We start from the raw sequence: 16,979 nt of genomic DNA, 5'->3' as shown, positions 1-16,979 counted from the left end.
GACCATTCATAGGGATACCGAAATGGAATTAGATAACCGATTGTTCCGCTCGGTAATGGGTTTGTTCGCCACGGGTGTGACGGTCATCACCTATGTTGCCGAGGGAAAACCCGCCGGCATGACGGCTAATGCGTTCATGTCTGTGTCGATGGAGCCGCCGCTTGTGCTTGTCTCAGTAAGGAAGCAGTCCCGGTTCAACGACATTGTCCATTTAGGCGTGCGTTACGGCGTGAACTTCCTCGCTGAGCACCAACAGGCCGTCAGTGCGCATTTCGGCGGCAAGCGTGACGAAACGCTGAACGTGCCGTACACATTCAGTGAAGAGACACCATTGATCGTCGGAAGCCTGGCGCACATCGTCGCTAGAACAACCGCAATTCACGAGGCCGGTGACCACTTGCTTTATGTAGCGCAGATCGAAGGCCTGCAACTAGGCGAGCAACGCAAGCCCTTGGTCTTTTTCAGCGGCAAGTACAAACAAGTCGAGGCGCATGCACCTGCGGCCGGGTGGACGGTCAACAACGATTGTTGGTAATCCCGCACTCGCAGAAGTGCGCGGTGGGTCATTGGAGAAGACGATGAATTTTAAAGTAACGCAATCTCGCACCACTACACGCACACAAGGATCGTTAAACGAACGCGCGCTCAACTTGACGAGGGAGGAGCGATCATTTCCGGATGACATGTGGCCCCGGCGGCGAGCGTTGGTTGCCGGCATGTTGGGCGCTGCAGCTTCGTCATTCGGAGCAACGGGATTCGCGTCAGAGGTTGCATCAGGTGCCGACGCCGCGAAAGAGCCGACCGCGAAAGCGAATACAGGGCGTTTCGACGTGCATGCTCACTACCTGCCCGAGCAGTACCGTGCAGCTCTTGCCGCTGCGGGTCATTCAAAACCGTCCGGCATGCCCGGTATTCCCGCCTGGAGCGTGGAACAAGCTTTGAGAATGATGGATCGCGTGGGGATCGACGTCGCCATTCTTTCCATCTCCGCACCGGGGCTGCATTTTGGTGACGACGCCGCTGCACGCAAGCTTGCCCGGTATGTGAACGACGAAGGTGCGAAGGCGACAAGCTCGCATCCAACACGCTTCGGCATGTTCGCCTCCATGCCACTGCCAGATATCGATGGGTCGCTTGCAGAGATCAGCTACGCGTTCGATACGTTGAATGTCGACGGCGTTGTAGTGGAAAGCAACCACAACGGGATATACCTCGGTGATAGAAAGCTCGATCCTGTCTTCGAGGAGCTCAACCGTCGGCACGCAAAGGTTTTCATCCACCCGACCAACCCGCATTGCCCATGCTGTAGCGATCCCACGGCGCTCCCGCCGATTGGATATCCATTTCCAATGCTCGAATTCATGTTCGAAACCACTCGTGCCGTCTTTAACCTGATTCTCTCGGGCACCCTGGACCGTTTTCCAAATCTGAAAATTATCGTGCCGCATGCAGGCGCTACGATTCCGGTGCTCGCCGACCGGGTCGCAGGATTGGCGCCCGCGCTCGGACTGCCTAGGCCGCTGGACAGTGCACGGTTCTACGAGACGCTTCGCGGTCTGTATTACGACCTTGCCGGCTTTCCTTTGCCACGCCAGATTTTGCCGCTTCTCGAGATCGCTGATCCCAAGCACATCATGTACGGAAGCGACTGGCCGTACACGCCTGAACCATTAGTCGCTGATCTTGCGCAAAAACTGGACGTAACACCTCTGATGTCCGCCGCAATGCATCGTGACTTCATGCGTGACAACGCCCTTGCATTGTTTCCCCGATTTGCTCGGGGCGGAAATCAGTAGCGTACCGCCGAGTGAAACGTCTAAAAACAAAAGAGAAACAGGAGACGCCGTGAAGGCAACAAAAAAATCCGGGATGAACCAATCGTCCAGCAACTACCAGTGCGCTTGTTGCGCAACGCCGAGTTTTGGAAGGAGGCAATTCCTGGCAGCATCAGCAGGTCTCGCTGCATCGGCCGCGCTTCCGGCTCTCGCGCGAGCTGCTGTCCGGCCGCAACGTATGATCGATGTACATCATCATTTTGAACCGAGTTTCAAGAATGTCGATGGCAGTCCGTGGTCGATTCAAATGGCCGTCGATCAACTTGATCGTAACGGCGTAGACACCGCTATCGCGTTCGCAGGGGCCATTCCGGAAACCAACGCCGCGGACGGCCGGGCGAGGGCGCGCAAGACGAACGAGTGGAGCACGCAGTATTGCGTCGATCATCCCGGTCGATTCGGATTGTTCGCCTCAATCCCAATGAACGATGTTGAAGGTTCTTTGAGAGAGATCGAGTATGCGTTCGACGTCCTGAAGGCGGATGGTATCGGTCTGGTGACGAACTACCAGGACGCGTGGCTGGGCGATCCGAAGTTTGAACCGATTTTCGAAGAGCTGAATCGCCGTAAAGCGGTCGTATATGTCCATCCGGCTCAAGCTCCGTGCTGCACGCCCGCGACGCTGACGTACGAAACATCGGGAATAACCGCACCTTGGATCGAATTTCCGACCAACACCGCGAGAACAATTTTGAGTCTGTGGGGATCGCAGACGACAAGACGGCTACCCGACATCAAGTTTATCTTCTGCCACGGCGGCGGCGTCATGCCCATTTTGTTGGGACGCATAGCAGGCTTCTCCGATTGGAAATCGGTCGGCCCAGACCGGTTAAAAGTGCTGTTTCCCGAAGGCATCTACGCCGAGTTCGCGAAGCTTTACTTCGAGTGTGCACAGGCCTACGCACCTGAAGCATTCGATCTCGTTCGTAAGGTCGTGCCGTCTACCCATCTTCTTTTCGGCACGGACTATAGCTATTTCCCCGTCTCCCACGCTGTCGATCAGTTCAAGGCACTTGCGTTGCCAGAAGACCTGCGGCGCAGGATCGCGAGCGGCAATGCGTCCGCAATCTTGCCGCGCTGGCACGCGTGAGTGTGAGCGGACCTTCTCCAACTACTCAATCAAGTCGGAACCTACCATGAAGCTTTTACGATTCGGACCGAAAGGCCAAGAGAAACCAGGCGCGATCGACGCGCATGGTCATATCCGTGACCTGTCGACACTTGTTACAGACTGGACCTCGGAGTGGCTGTCCCCTGAGCGCTTACGCGCGATCAACGCTGTCGACCTTGAGCAATTTCCCTGCGTCGAAGGAACGCCTCGTGTGGGCATTCCCGTCGCCGGCGTTCGGCAGTTCATCGCGATTGGCCTCAACTATCGCAAGCATGCTGAAGAGGCGGGCATGGAGATCCCGACGGAACCCGTCGTTTTTATGAAAGCGATTACCTCCTTGTGCGGCCCTAACGACGACACAGTCTTGCCCGAAGACGCGCTTCAGGGCGACTGGGAGGTGGAACTAGGCATCGTCATCGGCTCGGTGGCCCGGCGCGTCAGTACAGACACGGCAATCGAGCATGTGGCGGGCTACTGTCTGGCCAACGATGTTTCGGAGCGGCATTGGCAGACAAAGCGCAACGGGCAGTGGGGAAAAGGCAAAAGCTTCGATACATTCGGACCGGTTGGTCCGTGGCTTGTCACACGCGACGAAATGCCAGCTCCGCAGACGCTCAATATGGAGCTTTCGGTCAACGGCGATATCAGACAGAAAAGCAATACCGCAGACATGATCTTCTCCGTCGTTGAAATAGTGTCTTATCTGAGCCAGTTCATGACCTTGCTTCCGGGGGACATCATCATTACCGGCACCCCATCAGGTGTGGGCTTGGGGATGAAGCCACCGCAGTTTCTCAAACGGGGTGACACAGTCAAGCTAAGTATCGATGGGCTCGGGACGCAACAGCAATTTATCGTCTAAGAAACACCGTATGCCTCTCCAAAAATGCGGAGTGGCTATCGACTGATAATAATCAGGAATACAAAATGAAAATCGAAAATGGATCTCCTCATCCGGCTGTCCACTCGATCCACGAGTTTGTATTCGGCGTTCCCGATTTAGGTGAGGCGGAGAACTTTTTCAGGTCGTTCGGTCTGGACGTGCGGCGGGAATTATCTGGACTGAGCTTATATACCTTCGGCCATGAGCATAGATGGGGGCGAGTCCTAGAGGGCGAACGCAAGCGCCTCTTGTGGTTGACGCTCGGCGTATTTGCCCACGATCGAGAAGCGTTTGAGGAGAGGCTCACGTTGATGAATATTGCCCGTATAGCACCGCCTCACGGCGCCAGTACGGAAGGGATCTGGATCATCGACCCGCAAGGTATCCCGCTCCAGCTGATCGTTGCCGAAAAGACCTCGCCGCAGGTAAAGTCGGCGCGCATCTTTCCACCCGAGTCAAGTGAGTCGGGCAGGGCGCCGTGCCGCAGTGAGGTCACACAAGTGAAGCCGAATCGCTTGTCCCACATACTGCTTTTCACAAGTGACGTAGACCAATCCAGACGCTTTTATTCCGACGTGCTCGGTCTCAGGTTGTCCGACCATTCTGGTTCGATCATCGCATTTATGCATGGCCCTCATGGAAGCGACCACCATCTGATCGCGTTTGCCAAGTCCGATGGGCCGGGATTGCATCATACGAGTTGGGACGTCTCATCGATCGACGATGTTGCGCTTGGCAGTGAGCAAATGGCGCGCGCCGGATACTGTCAAGGATGGGGGTTGGGTCGTCACGTTCTTGGGTCGAACTATTTCCGCTACGTCCGTGATCCGTGGGGCAGTTACGCGGAATACTCGTTCGATATCGACTTTATACCGGCTGGCGTCGACTGGCCTGCTGCCGATTACCTCCCCGAGGATTCGCTTTACGTCTGGGGACCGGCCGTCCCTGAAGATTTCGTGACTAATTTTGAAGGAGATTCAGTATGAGGTGGCGGGCGAAAAGACTTTCAATTGCGCTGCTCTCAATCTCATTCGTTGGCGGCCTGATTGTGGCGTGTGGTCACGGTAGCGACGGGATCTTCGACGTAACACAGGGGACCGTCATTCAAAACACGACCGTCGTTAACACTCGTGACGGGACCCTAAACAATGGGCAAGCAGTGGTCATTGACGGAGGAAAAATTACCAGGATCGCGCCGACCGCGAATGTTCGTGTGAGTGGAAGTGCTACGGCGGTTGATGGGACGGGAAAATTTCTGGTGCCTGGGTTCCTCGACATGCATGCCCATGCGATGGTGCATGTTGACGAGAATCCCAGCTATTTTCCGTTGATGGTCGCCAATGGAATTACGGGCTTTCGGGAAATGGGCGCATTTCCTGGTCAGTTCCCTGACATGGTCTCCCGTGCGCAGCAACTAAACGCAAACAGCGCTGCGGGCCGCATCGACGCGCCGGAAGTTTTATTGATACCGAGCGACATATTTAACGGTACCAATACCGCAGCAAGTGCTGTCCAAGGCGTGGACCAACAGAAGGCGCTTGGCGTGGATTTCATCAAGGTGATCAGCGCAAACCGCGACGCGATGTTGGCGTTCCTGGGTGAATCAAAGCGCTTAGGGCTGCCATTGGCCGGCCATCTCACGCCAGCTGTCAGTGCAAGCGAGTCGTCCCAACTGGGATGGAAATCTATCGAGCATCTTGGCTCCGGAATCGGAATCCTCCTGGATTGCACGACAAACGAAGTTGCAATGCGGCAAACCATGGTCGCCGCTGCGGGGTTAAGTGCGCCAGCGTATGCGTCTGATACCGCTACGCTGCAGGAATTGTTGGCCACTTACAGTAACGAGAAGTGCCTGAACTTGGCAACAACCTTCGTCCAGAACGGGACTTGGAATGTGCCCACTCTTCGCCGCGTGAAAGCACTCGAAACAACGGATGATCCGGCGTTTCAAACCGACCCCGATCTGGCTTACGTTGACAAGATCCGGCTTGCGACCTGGATGCAGTTAGAGCGGACGTTTGCCAACCTTACGCCGTCTAACAAGGCTGCGCTTCGGCAGACTTATGCGTTGCAGCAATCTGTCACCAAGATGCTAAAGCAAAGCGGCGTCAAGATGTTGACGGTCTCCGACTCGGGCGTTGCATCAGTTTGGGTGGTTCCGGGGTTCGGACTGCATGACGAGTTTCATGAGCTTGCGACAGCTGGACTCTCACCGTTGGAAATTCTTCAGATGACCACACTGAACGGCGCTGAGTTTCTCAACCGAGAAGAATCGATGGGCACTGTCGAAACAGGTAAGAACGCTGACCTCGTTTTGTTGGAAGGCAATCCAATCGAGGACGCAGCCAACCTCGACAGGATCTCCGCGGTTCTACTAAAGGGTCGATATCTTGATAAGGCGGTGCTCGCCAAGATGAAAAGCGATGTAGCAACAGCCTACAAGGCGTCAACCACACCCGTCACTGCCGCGGCCATTAAAGCGAGCCTGGACGCCGAATAAACACAAGTAGTAGTACCCACAAAAAAACCAGTTAGGTTTAGGAGACGAAATGAAAAAGGACATCTGCCTCGCGCTAGCGCTTCTCTGCGCTGCATCAGGGACATATGCGCAACCGAGTGTCGTGTTATATGGAATTATCGACGAGTCGTTAGCGTACTCTTCTAGCGAAGCGGCTTCCGCAACAGCACGTGGACAAAGAAACTTCAAGGCACTAACTGGTGAACTTAGTGGGAATCGTTGGGGCCTACGCGGAGCCGAAGATCTGGGCGGCGGCCTTACTGCGATTTTCACGCTCGAAAACGGCTTCCAGGGAACCACTGGAAAACTCGCGCAAGGCGGCCTTTTGTTCGGACGGCAGGCTTTTGTCGGTCTTTCAAGCGCCCGTCTGGGTACCTTCACAATGGGTCGGCTGTACGACTTCGGTTACGAATTTCTCGGCTCGTTCCTGGCATGGACCCAGTTCATGGGGACTTTCGGCGCCCACGTTGGCGACAACGATAACCTGTATCAGACGATACGGAGCAACAACTCGGTCAAATATCAGTCACCGACGCTTCACGGGATTACACTCGGCATACTTTATGGGTTTAGCAACCAAGCGTCTGGAAACAACGGCGCCGGCTTCGCAAATAATCGGGACTACAATGTCGCCGTCTCTTACGATGGCGGCTCGTTCAAGGCAGGCGTGAGCTACATGCGGTTAGACGATCCGTCGTCCACAAATAACACAAATCCCAACGGCACGATCGCTGCGAATCAGTACACCCTCGGCGCTTCCAGCATTTTCTACAATACCTCGCCCGTTACGCGACAAAGCATCATTGCAGTGGGCGGCACTTATGCGTTCTCGTTCTTGACCCTATCGGCCGTCTTCAGCGATTCGACTCTTGACTATCGCGACGGTACCCGGCTCCGACTGGACAACTATGAAATCAACGCGAAAAAGCTGATCACGCCCGCGTGGCTTGTTGGCGCGGGTTATACGTACACTGCTGGCTTAGCGCAAGGCGGGATGAGCATTAAGCCATTTGCGACAGGCAATCATCCTGCCTGGCAGCAGATCAATCTCGGGACCGAATATTTTCTGTCAAAGCGAACGACTCTGCATCTCGCTACCGTACTCCAGTTTGCAACACGTGACGCATCTCTTGCGGCGATTAGTTTTAACGGGGCAGTAAGTGGTAACGACTCTTATAAGCAGATTGCGGTTGTTGCTGGCATCAAGCATACATTTTAGCGTTTTGGACCTGCTGTGCTTGGTACACCATATTATTCGGCGCCTAGCGGTAGCATGTTGTCCAGCATGCAGGTGGGGACATGTATGCCGGTGGTCGTCGTGGCGCGCCGGATTGGGCCTGGTTAGTGATGTTGCGCATCTGTCGTACACTGCTAACCGGATCGATGCTGATTCGCGGCTTGCGAGCGGCGACTCACTAACCGGCATAGGCAAATTTTAGCGCAGCCTCGATGGGAATGCGGAAGTTCTGCTGTTGAATTGAGCACGTTGTAATTTGGGTGCAGGCGTTTCGGTGGGGCTTGGATGGGGCGCAGCCACCGTTTCTCCCTAATACCTTCAGGAGTATTCAAGATCCACTCAAGAGACGTTCGAAACGATGAGCCGACATCGCCTACGACATCGAAGGTCAGGGCCTGCTATTAAAGCTTGTCGCAGGCGGAAACTGCGACAGTAGAATGTTCAGGAGACTGCCCGCACAAGTTGCCGAACTATGCCATTGTTGAATATGGCAGACGGTCAAACGCACGCAGCACGGGCGATATCAACGGCGAGCTTGACATGGAGCAGATCGGGGGCGACGCCGCTTCTGTCATCAGAGACTTGAAACACGGTGTCGCTGATGTGTTCGGCCCCGCATATGTAATAGCCGGTAATCCTCGTGCCGGTGTGGACTGCGGGGCATCCGCTCTACCTCATGCTAAGAAAATCCAGAGCACTTTGATGTCGTACTAAAGGGATTGACCCAGGCTTATATTGCCCAGGACCGGGTTACCGACTTACCCCGTGCTAAGGATTGGAAATCATCTAGCGGACCACCTCCCGCGCCCTGCCGGGCGACGGGGTTAAAGTCATCTCGTTATACACAAGTGTCATAGCCGTCGCGCAAGATCTGGATAGTGATCACAGCATCCATGACTCGCTGCATGCCAATCCATAGCGTCTTCGCGCCTGGTTCGCCGTCGCTCTTGCGCCCAAGAAATCCGCCCAGTGGGCCGACCATCCGTATCATCTGGTTGAGCGTCGGCGGTTTTTTGGGACGCGCTTTCTTGCAGAGCACATGGGCGCCGTGTATCTCGTCAGCCGCAAAGAACAGCGACGCGTTCAACTCCGGACAGGTTCTGCCCACACGCATGAGCCGCGCGATACGCCACGATACGACCATGTACAGCACGAGCGCCTTTTCCACCCGCTCCATCTGTGAGAGTTGCAGTGCCTCGACACCGCAGGCGTTCTTCAGGACGTTGAAGAACATTTCTATTTCCCACCTCGCGCGGTACCAGTCAACGAGTTCGATGAGGGCATGCGCATCACCTGCTTCCCGGTTGGTCACAAGACGCCAGATAACAGGCTTCACACCCGCTGGCACATCCACTTCATACGCCTCGACGCAGGTTAGCTTGACACCGGCACGCCCGGGCAGCGTGACGCGCTGGCTACGCAGTTCCTGCCTCACTTCACGCGCCTTCTGGCCGTTACGCCCGGGCAGCACGAAGCTGATGTGGCCGAGTACCTTGCTGGCGTGCACCGTCTCCCACAAACTTGCTTCGCCCTTGAGCGCGCGATTGTGTTGCGAGCGCATCAGCCAGTCCGCCGGTTCACCCAGTTCCTGCGCACGCTGCATGAGCGCGGCGATGTCGCCTTCACGATCGGCCACATACACCAGCCGCGTGTCAGGCAGGGCCCGTGCCTGTTCGGCCACGATCTCATAGCTTTCGATCCACCGCGCACTTTCCTTAACGCCCCCACGCTTGCCGTTTGCATCGCGTGGTTCGCGCGCCTATATCCATGCGTTCATCACACCCAGCGGCTCCCGATCTGGTGTCACCGCATAGGTCGCGGGAAGATACATGCCCACCTGTGCTTCATAGCAGAGCGGGCCAGCCCCTTCGATATCCTGACCGTTAAAGTTCAGCTCTGTCGTATCGGCAATGCACAGCACCACCGGCAACTGCCCCATGCGTGCCGTGGTACGGTCCCAATGCGGCTGCATCATGTCGCGCCAGTCGATGTGCTCATTGCCCAAAAAGCGATATGCAGCGATCGTCTCTGACCAGCCTTCGCACGCGCCCGGAATGCTAGCCGTGGGCCGGCTGGCGAACCGTTTGACCAGCTCCTTCGCGCGCCGGTCTCGCCGTGGATCACCCAGATCCAGCGTCTCAAATTCCTCGTCCACCCATGCTCCTGCGTCGTCTCGGATCTTCATGCTGAAAATCCGAGAGTAAACGCGAAATCCGCACAGTTAACAACCCCCTTGCGGCTACTTTTTTACTCCCCCATCGTTGCCACAAGTGTCGGGTTGTGTATAAAGAGATGGGTTAAAGTGAGTTTGCCAAAACGGCTTTAACCGGTAGGAGGTCATCATGAACTATAGCGGCATTGACCTGCATTTGAATAACAGCGTGGTGAGCGTGATTGACGAATCGGACCGCGTGGGCGCCGAAAAGCGATTGCCGAAAGACCTGGCAAAGATTCTGGCGTTCCTAGCCCCGTGGCGAGCCGAGCTGGCAGGCGTCGTGGTCGAATCCACGTACAACTGGTACTGGCTTGTCGACGGCCTGCAGGCGGGCGGCTTCACGGTTCATCTGGCCAACACCACCGCGATCAAGAAATACGACGGGCTCAAGCACAGCGGTGACGAGACCGACGCGCGCTACCTGGCCCATCTGCTGCGCCTGGGCATCCTTCCTACCGGCACCATCCTGCCGGCGAAGCACCGTGAGCTGTGCGACATGGCTCGCAAGCGCATGCAACTAGTGCGCAGCCGCACCACCCATATCCTCGCCGTCGAGAACACAACGGCACGTCAGTTCGGCACGCGAATCACGAGCAATCAGGTCAAACAATTGGACGAGGACGCTGTCGACCAACTGCATCTGCCTAAGGACGTAGCGCTTGCGGTTCGCGCGAACGTCGCGGTCATCACAACGCTTTCCGCGCAGATCGCGATTGTGGAAAAGCGGCTTCAGGAAAAGGTAGCGCCACATGCGGACTTCGCACTCTGACCACAGTGCCCGGCATTGGCCAAACCCTTGCCACCGTGATCGTGCTGGAAACTGGGTCCATCCAACGTTTCGCCAGCGCCGGCAACTTCGCCTCCTACGCGCGGTGCGTGGACAGTCAGCGCATGAGCAACGGCAAGAAGAAGGGCGAAGGCAATACCAGGAACGGAAATTCATACCTAAGCTGGGCATTCATCGAGGCAGCCAACTTCTCGATGCACTTTAGCACGGAAGCCCGGCAGTCCACGAGCGTAAGAAAAGCAAGACCAATCCGGTAGCCATGGAGTGGATGAAGCCGGCAAAGCCGTATTGATCAAACCGCGCGTCTAACGCGATCAACTGCTCGCGCTGATCGCCCAGTTGCCGCCCTGTCTCATCGGCATGGAAGCATGCTCGGGTGCACATCACTGGGCGCGGATGTTTCAGCAGTACGGTCACACGGTGAAGCTGATGGCGCCGAAACTCGTGGCGCCGTACCGGATGTCGGGCAAGCGTGGCAAGAACGACGCAGCCGATGCCGCGGCAATCTGTAAGGCAGTGACGCGCCCCAACATGCGTTTCGTGCCACTTAAGGATGAACCAGCAGGCTACGCTCTGCCTGCATCGAACGCGTCAGGGTTTCGTCGAGGAACGGACCGCGATCTACAACCGGATACGTGGCCTGCTCTCAGAATTCGGCGTGGTGTTGTCACAGAGCCCGGAACGCCTCCGAAGAGAGCTCCCGACCTATCTGGACGCTTTGCCCGGCTGGGTCCGGCGCTGTATCAGTGATCTGCTCGAGCACGCCAGCAACATCAAAGCCCGGCTCGCCGAATACGATGGTGCAATCAGCGGAATCGCCCGAGACGATGAGCGCAGCCGACACCTTGTGCATCTCCGCGGCATTGGCCCGACCACCGCAAGCGCTTTGCTTGCGAGTCTCGGCGCCGGACACGATTTCAGAAATGGCCGCCTGGTGGCCGCCTGGTGGCCGCATGGATAGGTCTCACGCCAAGCCAGTACAGCAGCGGAGGGAAGGAACGGCTGGGCGGCATCACGAAGACGGGATGCGTACCTACGAAATCTGCTGATACTCGGAGCTCGCTCGGTGATGGCGAGTCTGGGCGACAAGCAGGACCGTTTCAGCCGCTAGGTGAGAAGTCTCGTCGAGCGTCGCGGCTACTGGCGGGCGGCTGTCGCCATCGCCGCGAAGAATGCGCGCATGGCGTGGGCGACTCTCAATTAGAGTTACTGTCAAATCTGGTGTTTGCGAGGCTCGGCATGATCAGGCGGCAAGCGGTTGCTGAGCCGGTGTGCTGTCGGTCACCGGTAGTCCGTCTTTGAAAGGAACGCCTTGGAGCAGTGAGGCGACTTTTTCGGGCGCACGAATGCGCCGCCACGATTTTTCCGCCGACTCGATCAGCTTGAATGCGAGGCCCAGGAAGGTCGCCCGCGAGACGCAATTGCGCGTGCGGGTTGTTCGATGCCGAACTGTGGCGAAGGTCGACTCAATGGGATTAGTCGTTCGCAAGTGCTGCCAGTGTTCGGCAGGAAAGTCATAGAAGGCAAGCAACTCATCACTGTCTTTTGTGAGTTTCTCCGTCGCCTTCGGATACTTGGCCGAATAAGCGTCAATGAAGCGGTTGAAGGCCGCGCGCGCTTCTTCGCGTGTGGCGGCTTGCCAGATCTCCTGCAGGCCAGCTTTGGCCCGACCATGCTGCGATTTGGGCAAAGCGTTGAGAATGTTTCCAGTCTTGTGAAACCAGCAACGCTGGTGCCGCGTTTTCGGAAACACTTCGGCCAATGCTGCCCACAGCCCCATTGCCCCATCGCCGGCCGCGAGCAGCGGACCGCTTTGTAGGCCTCGCGCTTTCAGATCCAGCAAGAGCTCGCACCAGGCGTCCTTCGACTCGCGGAACCCGTCGCCGATCGCGACGCGTTCTTTCGTTCCGTCCGGCTTCACGCCGATGATGACCAACAAGCACTGGCCATCCGAATCGTCGCTGCGCAACCCCGTGTGGATGCCATCGGCCCACCAATAGACCCAGCGGGCGTCTGACAGATCACGCTGATTCCACAGGATGTGCTCGTCGGCCCACTGAGCCTTTAGACGGCTGACCACGTTGGGCGAAAGACCGTTGGCCTCTTCGCCCAGCAGCACGCTCAGCGCTTCTCCCATGTCGCCGGTCGAGACGCCACGTAGATACAGCCAGGGCAACGCCGCTGACACGCGGGGTGACTTCCGAATGTAGGGCGGCACGATGTTCGAATTGAACTTCACGCCCGAGCCCGAGCGATCGCGAACTTTCGGCACCTTCACGGTGACCGGGCCGATTGCTGTGACGACCTCGCGCTCAGGCAGGTAGCCATTGCGAATCACAGTCCGTCTTCCATCAAGGGTCTTCACGTTGTCGTATCTTTCTAGCAATGCCGCCAATTCTGCCTCGATCGCTTGCTGGACAATCTGCCGCGCGCCCTGTTGAATCAAATCGTCAAGCCCACTGGGCCGTGCTTCCGATTTACCCGCGCTTGTTTCTTCTGTAAGCTTCTTCATTGGTGGTGGATCTCGGTTTGGCTGGTTGTTACTCTAGACAAGCAACATTCTCAGCTAAACCGCCACCGCCTTCAAATCCCTGCCTCACCCCGAACACCACTTTCGACCATAACTCTCTCAATTACGGCGAAGCCTTCAAATACGTATTGGCGACCACATGAACGAACACTACGCCCGATAGGCAAGCAGCCCGATGCATCAGAGCAACCACGAGGGAGTTGACGATTACTTTGCACTGCCAGCGGTGATGTGAAGCGGGTTGGACCCGCGCAAGGTGTGCCTGTCAGAAGAACGGGGATTACTATCCCGTCCAAAGAATGAGGTCCTTGCGCGCGTCTTTCATCAGGGTCCGGGCCAGCAGCCCAATATGACCGCTTGTAGTACAGCAGTCCTTCACCTCATGCAAGCCGAATGGCTTTGCAACATGTATGCACGCCGAGCTTCGATTTAGCTTGTGCTCAACGGGGATGCCCTTGTAGTTCTTCTGGGGGTGGCAAAGCCACCAGGGCGATAGGCAACCGACGTACGCCATTCGCTTGAGCCTGATGGGTGTCTGGCGCGATCCGTCGCAGCCATGAATCGAAGAAACGGGTGTGCTCGGCTACTGCATTCGGTCGTTTAATAAGAATCGGCTGCTCGCGCAGTCGAGGATTTTGTTTGCTCACTTGACACCAGGACCGCTGATGGGTGTCGACGATATCGCTTGTAGCAGAATGATCGTTCTGATAGTCTGACGGTATGCCTCGTTCACGCACACTCGCCAAAGACGCAATAGTCGCCGCCGCCATGGAGCATTTTTGGCACTATGGATTCGCTGGCGCTTCCATGGCGGATCTTGTGGACGCAACTGGCGCAAGTCGAGCAGCGATCTACAGCGAATTTGGCGGGAAAGATCAACTGTTTATCGCTTGCTTAGACGCGTACAGGGAGAAGATCGTTAATCCCGCCTTTGCGAGGGTTGAAGCTGAGGGAGCAATGCTAAACGCAGTTCGTACGTATTTCGAGGCGCAGATTTCACGCGGGGTAGCGAAAGGTTTGCCTGGGTCGGGATGTTTATTTGCAAACACGATGATTGAACTTGCGCCGCACGATCACCTAGCAATGGCGAAGGTTCGCGAACACAACGCCCGGCTTACCGCTGGCTTTTATCAGGTTCTGGCAAACGAAAACGCTGCTGAGGCACGACTTAGCAGCAGTGAAATCCACGCGCTCGCCGTGACCATGACGACTTCGACCCAAGGACTCTGGTCTCTCTCGCGAACGGTAGACGATGCAGCGGTATTGCATCGAATCGTTCATACACTTATCAGTTTGGTAACTGACAGGGTTAGTAAATGATGGATCAATTTCCGAAAGAAAAACGTTTCGCGACCATTCACGGAAAGCGAATGGCCTACATCGAGCATGGCGAGGGCGACCCCATCGTTTTCCTCCATGGTAATCCGACGTCGTCTTATTTGTGGCGCAATATCATGCCCTATCTTCAAGGGCGGGGAAAGTTGATCGCTCCCGATCTCATTGGCATGGGTGATTCGGATAAGCTAGAAGAGAGTGGCCCGGATCGTTACTCCTATGTCGAACACCGTCATTTTCTGTTCGCCTTACTTGAGTCGCTTAATGTAAGGGAGAAAGTAACGCTCATCTTGCACGACTGGGGTTCGGCGCTCGGATTTCATTGGGCGCACCAACACGCGTCGGCAATGAAAGGCATCGCATTTATGGAGGCTATTGTCGGACCATTTCCAACCTGGGACGACTTTCCAGAAAACGGAAGAACTCTTTTTCAACGTTTCAGATCTGACGCCGGCGACGACATGATTCTCAACGAGAACACGTTCATCGACGTGGTTCTCCGCAATTCGGTCCTGCGGGGGCTTACTGATGCAGAAATGACCGAGTATCGGCGGCCTTATCTGATGCCAGGCGAAGACCGTCGCACGATGTTGAGTTGGCCGCGGCAGCTACCGATTGAGGGGTCGCCTGCGGACGTTGTCTCTATTGTGAAAGAATACGGAACTTGGCTCGCGAGTTCAAAAGTGCCAAAGTTGTTCGTTAACGCCGAGCCGGGTGCCATGCTAACCGGTGCGTTGCGAGACTTCGTTCGAACGTGGCCATGTCTTTCCGAATTCACAGTCGCAGGTGTGCACTATGTTCAGGAAGACTCGCCGGACGAAATCGGAAATGGCATCGCGCATTGGCTTGATAAGATTGACACTAGCATTTCGTAGTCCATTCGCTTCCCACAGCGGTCATTGATAATTGGTGCGACATCGTAAATTATTTATCGGACCGCGATACTCTCAACCAGACGGTCGATTTTCTTGAAGAATTTACCGTGGGACGGTGGTCAGTTTCTCGTGGTTTGTCTGTCGAAGAACCATGCCCTCGTTAGTAATAAGCAATCTCGGACTGCCGATCGCTCAAAGAGAGTTGCGACCCTCGTGGCGCTGAACCTTTCAGTTTCAATGATTTTGAATGATCAAGGTTGAGTATTCCGCAGCGTGCTTATCCGAGGAAGGGGAGATCAATGCCTGCAGTGTTAATACATGGAGTACCCGACACGTTTCGGGTTTGGGGATCGGTACGAGCTTGCCTTTCGCGTAAAGACGTGTTTGCACTGTCACTCCCCGGTTTTGGTAGTCCACTTCCAAGAAACTTCTCAGCAACAAAAGAGGAGTACATTTCATGGATCGTTGGCCAACTGGAACGGTTCGTAGAACCTGTCGATCTCGTCGGACATGATTGGGGCTGTATGTTCGCAATGCGGATTGCATCGTTGCGACCTGATCTTATTCGATCGTGGGCAGCTGGCGGTGGACCTTTAAGCATCGGTTATGAATGGCATCCGCTTGCAAAAATTTGGCAAACGCCAGAAGAAGGTGAAGAGTGGATGAGGGCACAATGCGTTTCTGTTCTTCCCGATATCTTGGCGAAATCAGGGCTTTCAAGGGATAACGCTAAAGCAACGGTGAGCCACATCGATCACACGATGCAATCCTGCATTCTAAATCTTTACCGTTCCGCGAGACGTGTCGGCGAGGAGTGGCAGCCTGGTCTTGCAAATGTTACCGCGCCTGGCTTAGTGTTCTGGGGTGAGAGCGACTCCGCTTGTCCTGTCCGCTTTTCCGACGAGCTTGTAGCCAATACCGGGGCGCGTAGGATGCTAAAAGTGGATTCCGAGCACTGGACAATTTTAGAGAGAAGCGAGGAAGTGGCGCATGCGTTGGAAGATCACTGGGCTGCGGCTGCATCTACAGCAATTGATAATGGAGAGAAATGACTATGAATGGAATTGAACTTGATCCGAAAAGAGTGTTGGTTGCGGAGTCGCAAGTCCCAAGCGGCAAGCCCGTGACGATGATTAATCTCGTCCAGTTCAACGATCATGCGCAGTACGGCGACACTTTCGAAAAGCCGTGCTCTGGGATGGAAGCATACCTGCAACGATACGCGCCCATTTTTAATGAAGTAGCAGCATTGGAACAGATTGAAGGTATAGAGATAGTGTACCTAGGCAATGTTGCTTCGACGATCCTCGGAACCATTGATCCAATATGGGATGCCGTGGCGTTGGTACGCTATCCTACATTCAAAGCGTTCCGCAAGATAATCGAGAGTCCTCTATATCGGGAGAGAGCGGAAAAACATCGGAAAGCTGCGCTCAAAGCATGGGAATTCATCGCTACTTACCAGCCTTAAGCGAGACTCTTGATTGCTAATGCGTTTATACGCATCGCAACCCGTCGTCGACTCAACAAAGATTGCTTATAGCGACGCTCGCCCTCGATCGGCCTTGATGAGACAGGAGTATCTGCTATCAAACCCAATCTATTCTCCTAAGTAGACTGTTTAAATCATACGCTCTCCGGGCGACCAGCTTC

General features: G+C 55.6%; 12 protein-coding genes and 3 pseudogenes. 13 read left to right on the top strand and 2 right to left on the bottom strand.

Translation table 11 applies throughout. The features are described from left to right. Positions 1-22 precede the first annotated feature (22 nt). The 7 genes from AXG89_RS25050 to AXG89_RS25020 all read left to right on the top strand — a co-directional run bounded on the left by AXG89_RS25050 (position 23) and on the right by AXG89_RS25020 (position 7,566). The gene (locus AXG89_RS25050; protein WP_062173563.1) at positions 23-535 is read left to right on the top strand and encodes a flavin reductase family protein; all 513 of its coding nucleotides are present in this window, start codon (positions 23-25) and stop codon (positions 533-535) included. 43 nt (positions 536-578) lie between these two features. Further along, positions 579-1,796, top strand: coding sequence for an amidohydrolase family protein (locus AXG89_RS25045; RefSeq protein WP_236873498.1), 1,218 nt, complete (start codon positions 579-581; stop codon positions 1,794-1,796). A 217-nt stretch (positions 1,797-2,013) separates the two neighbouring features. Beyond that, a complete protein-coding gene (locus AXG89_RS25040) occupies positions 2,014-2,925 on the top strand; it encodes an amidohydrolase family protein (protein WP_062173561.1) in 912 nt (303 codons plus the stop codon). 46 nt (positions 2,926-2,971) lie between these two features. Continuing rightward, positions 2,972-3,808, top strand: coding sequence for a fumarylacetoacetate hydrolase family protein (locus AXG89_RS25035; protein ID WP_062173560.1), 837 nt, complete (start codon positions 2,972-2,974; stop codon positions 3,806-3,808). Between the two features lie 65 nt (positions 3,809-3,873). Next, entirely contained in the window at positions 3,874-4,815 is a 942-nt protein-coding gene (locus AXG89_RS25030) for a VOC family protein (protein WP_062173558.1), read from the top strand. Continuing rightward, positions 4,812-6,329, top strand: coding sequence for an amidohydrolase family protein (locus AXG89_RS25025; protein ID WP_062173556.1), 1,518 nt, complete (start codon positions 4,812-4,814; stop codon positions 6,327-6,329). The genes AXG89_RS25030 and AXG89_RS25025 overlap by 4 nt, the downstream gene beginning before the upstream one ends. 49 nt (positions 6,330-6,378) lie before the next feature. Then, positions 6,379-7,566 (top strand): porin, encoded by a 1,188-nt coding sequence (locus AXG89_RS25020; RefSeq protein ID WP_062173554.1) that lies wholly within the window; start codon positions 6,379-6,381, stop codon positions 7,564-7,566. Between the two features lie 856 nt (positions 7,567-8,422). On the opposite strand, the pseudogene AXG89_RS25010 reads toward AXG89_RS25020, so the two are convergent. Next, a pseudogene (locus AXG89_RS25010) lies at positions 8,423-9,769 on the bottom strand (IS4 family transposase). Positions 9,770-9,926: 157 nt separating this feature from the next. Here AXG89_RS25010 and AXG89_RS25005 point away from each other — a divergent pair. Both AXG89_RS25005 and AXG89_RS25000 read left to right on the top strand, forming a co-directional pair. Beyond that, positions 9,927-10,842 (top strand): annotated as a pseudogene (locus tag AXG89_RS25005) (IS110 family transposase); the annotation flags it as partial. A gap of 8 nt (positions 10,843-10,850) precedes the next feature. Next, positions 10,851-11,790 (top strand): annotated as a pseudogene (locus AXG89_RS25000) (IS110 family transposase). A gap of 39 nt (positions 11,791-11,829) precedes the next feature. Here AXG89_RS25000 and AXG89_RS24995 read toward each other — a convergent pair. Beyond that, on the bottom strand, positions 11,830-13,098 hold the full coding sequence (locus tag AXG89_RS24995; protein WP_062173550.1) for an IS256 family transposase: 1,269 nt from the start codon (positions 13,096-13,098) through the stop codon (positions 11,830-11,832). Positions 13,099-13,836: 738 nt separating this feature from the next. On the opposite strand from AXG89_RS24995, the gene AXG89_RS24985 reads away from it, so the two are divergent. From AXG89_RS24985 to AXG89_RS24970, 4 genes are all read left to right on the top strand, one after another. Further along, positions 13,837-14,436 (top strand): TetR/AcrR family transcriptional regulator, encoded by a 600-nt coding sequence (locus tag AXG89_RS24985; protein ID WP_062174171.1) that lies wholly within the window; start codon positions 13,837-13,839, stop codon positions 14,434-14,436. Further along, entirely contained in the window at positions 14,433-15,326 is an 894-nt protein-coding gene (locus AXG89_RS24980) for a haloalkane dehalogenase (protein ID WP_119024701.1), read from the top strand. The genes AXG89_RS24985 and AXG89_RS24980 overlap by 4 nt, the downstream gene beginning before the upstream one ends. 299 nt (positions 15,327-15,625) lie before the next feature. Then, positions 15,626-16,378, top strand: a complete 753-nt coding sequence (locus AXG89_RS24975; protein WP_062173543.1) for an alpha/beta fold hydrolase — start codon at positions 15,626-15,628, stop codon at positions 16,376-16,378. Positions 16,379-16,380: 2 nt separating this feature from the next. Further along, a complete protein-coding gene (locus AXG89_RS24970; protein ID WP_062173541.1) occupies positions 16,381-16,797 on the top strand; it encodes a hypothetical protein in 417 nt (138 codons plus the stop codon). Positions 16,798-16,979: the final 182 nt, after the last annotated feature.

The organism is Burkholderia sp. PAMC 26561 (assembly GCF_001557535.2).
In the GTDB taxonomy this organism is placed as follows: Bacteria; Pseudomonadota; Gammaproteobacteria; order Burkholderiales; family Burkholderiaceae; genus Caballeronia.
Note: the sequence above shows the minus strand (reverse complement) of the source record. Positions and strands in the feature narration are given on the sequence as shown.

Coding starts and splice junctions, on each gene's coding strand:
- AXG89_RS25050 (WP_062173563.1), top strand. CDS start 23: ATGGAATTAGATAACCGATTGTTCCGCTCGGTAATGGGTTTGTTCGCC.
- AXG89_RS25025 (WP_062173556.1), top strand. CDS start 4,812: ATGAGGTGGCGGGCGAAAAGACTTTCAATTGCGCTGCTCTCAATCTCA.
- AXG89_RS25020 (WP_062173554.1), top strand. CDS start 6,379: ATGAAAAAGGACATCTGCCTCGCGCTAGCGCTTCTCTGCGCTGCATCA.
- AXG89_RS24995 (WP_062173550.1), bottom strand. CDS start 13,098: ATGAAGAAGCTTACAGAAGAAACAAGCGCGGGTAAATCGGAAGCACGG.
- AXG89_RS24985 (WP_062174171.1), top strand. CDS start 13,837: ATGCCTCGTTCACGCACACTCGCCAAAGACGCAATAGTCGCCGCCGCC.
- AXG89_RS25040 (WP_062173561.1), top strand. CDS start 2,014: ATGATCGATGTACATCATCATTTTGAACCGAGTTTCAAGAATGTCGAT.
- AXG89_RS24975 (WP_062173543.1), top strand. CDS start 15,626: ATGCCTGCAGTGTTAATACATGGAGTACCCGACACGTTTCGGGTTTGG.
- AXG89_RS25045 (WP_236873498.1), top strand. CDS start 579: ATGAATTTTAAAGTAACGCAATCTCGCACCACTACACGCACACAAGGA.
- AXG89_RS25035 (WP_062173560.1), top strand. CDS start 2,972: ATGAAGCTTTTACGATTCGGACCGAAAGGCCAAGAGAAACCAGGCGCG.
- AXG89_RS25030 (WP_062173558.1), top strand. CDS start 3,874: ATGAAAATCGAAAATGGATCTCCTCATCCGGCTGTCCACTCGATCCAC.
- AXG89_RS24970 (WP_062173541.1), top strand. CDS start 16,381: ATGAATGGAATTGAACTTGATCCGAAAAGAGTGTTGGTTGCGGAGTCG.
- AXG89_RS24980 (WP_119024701.1), top strand. CDS start 14,433: ATGATGGATCAATTTCCGAAAGAAAAACGTTTCGCGACCATTCACGGA.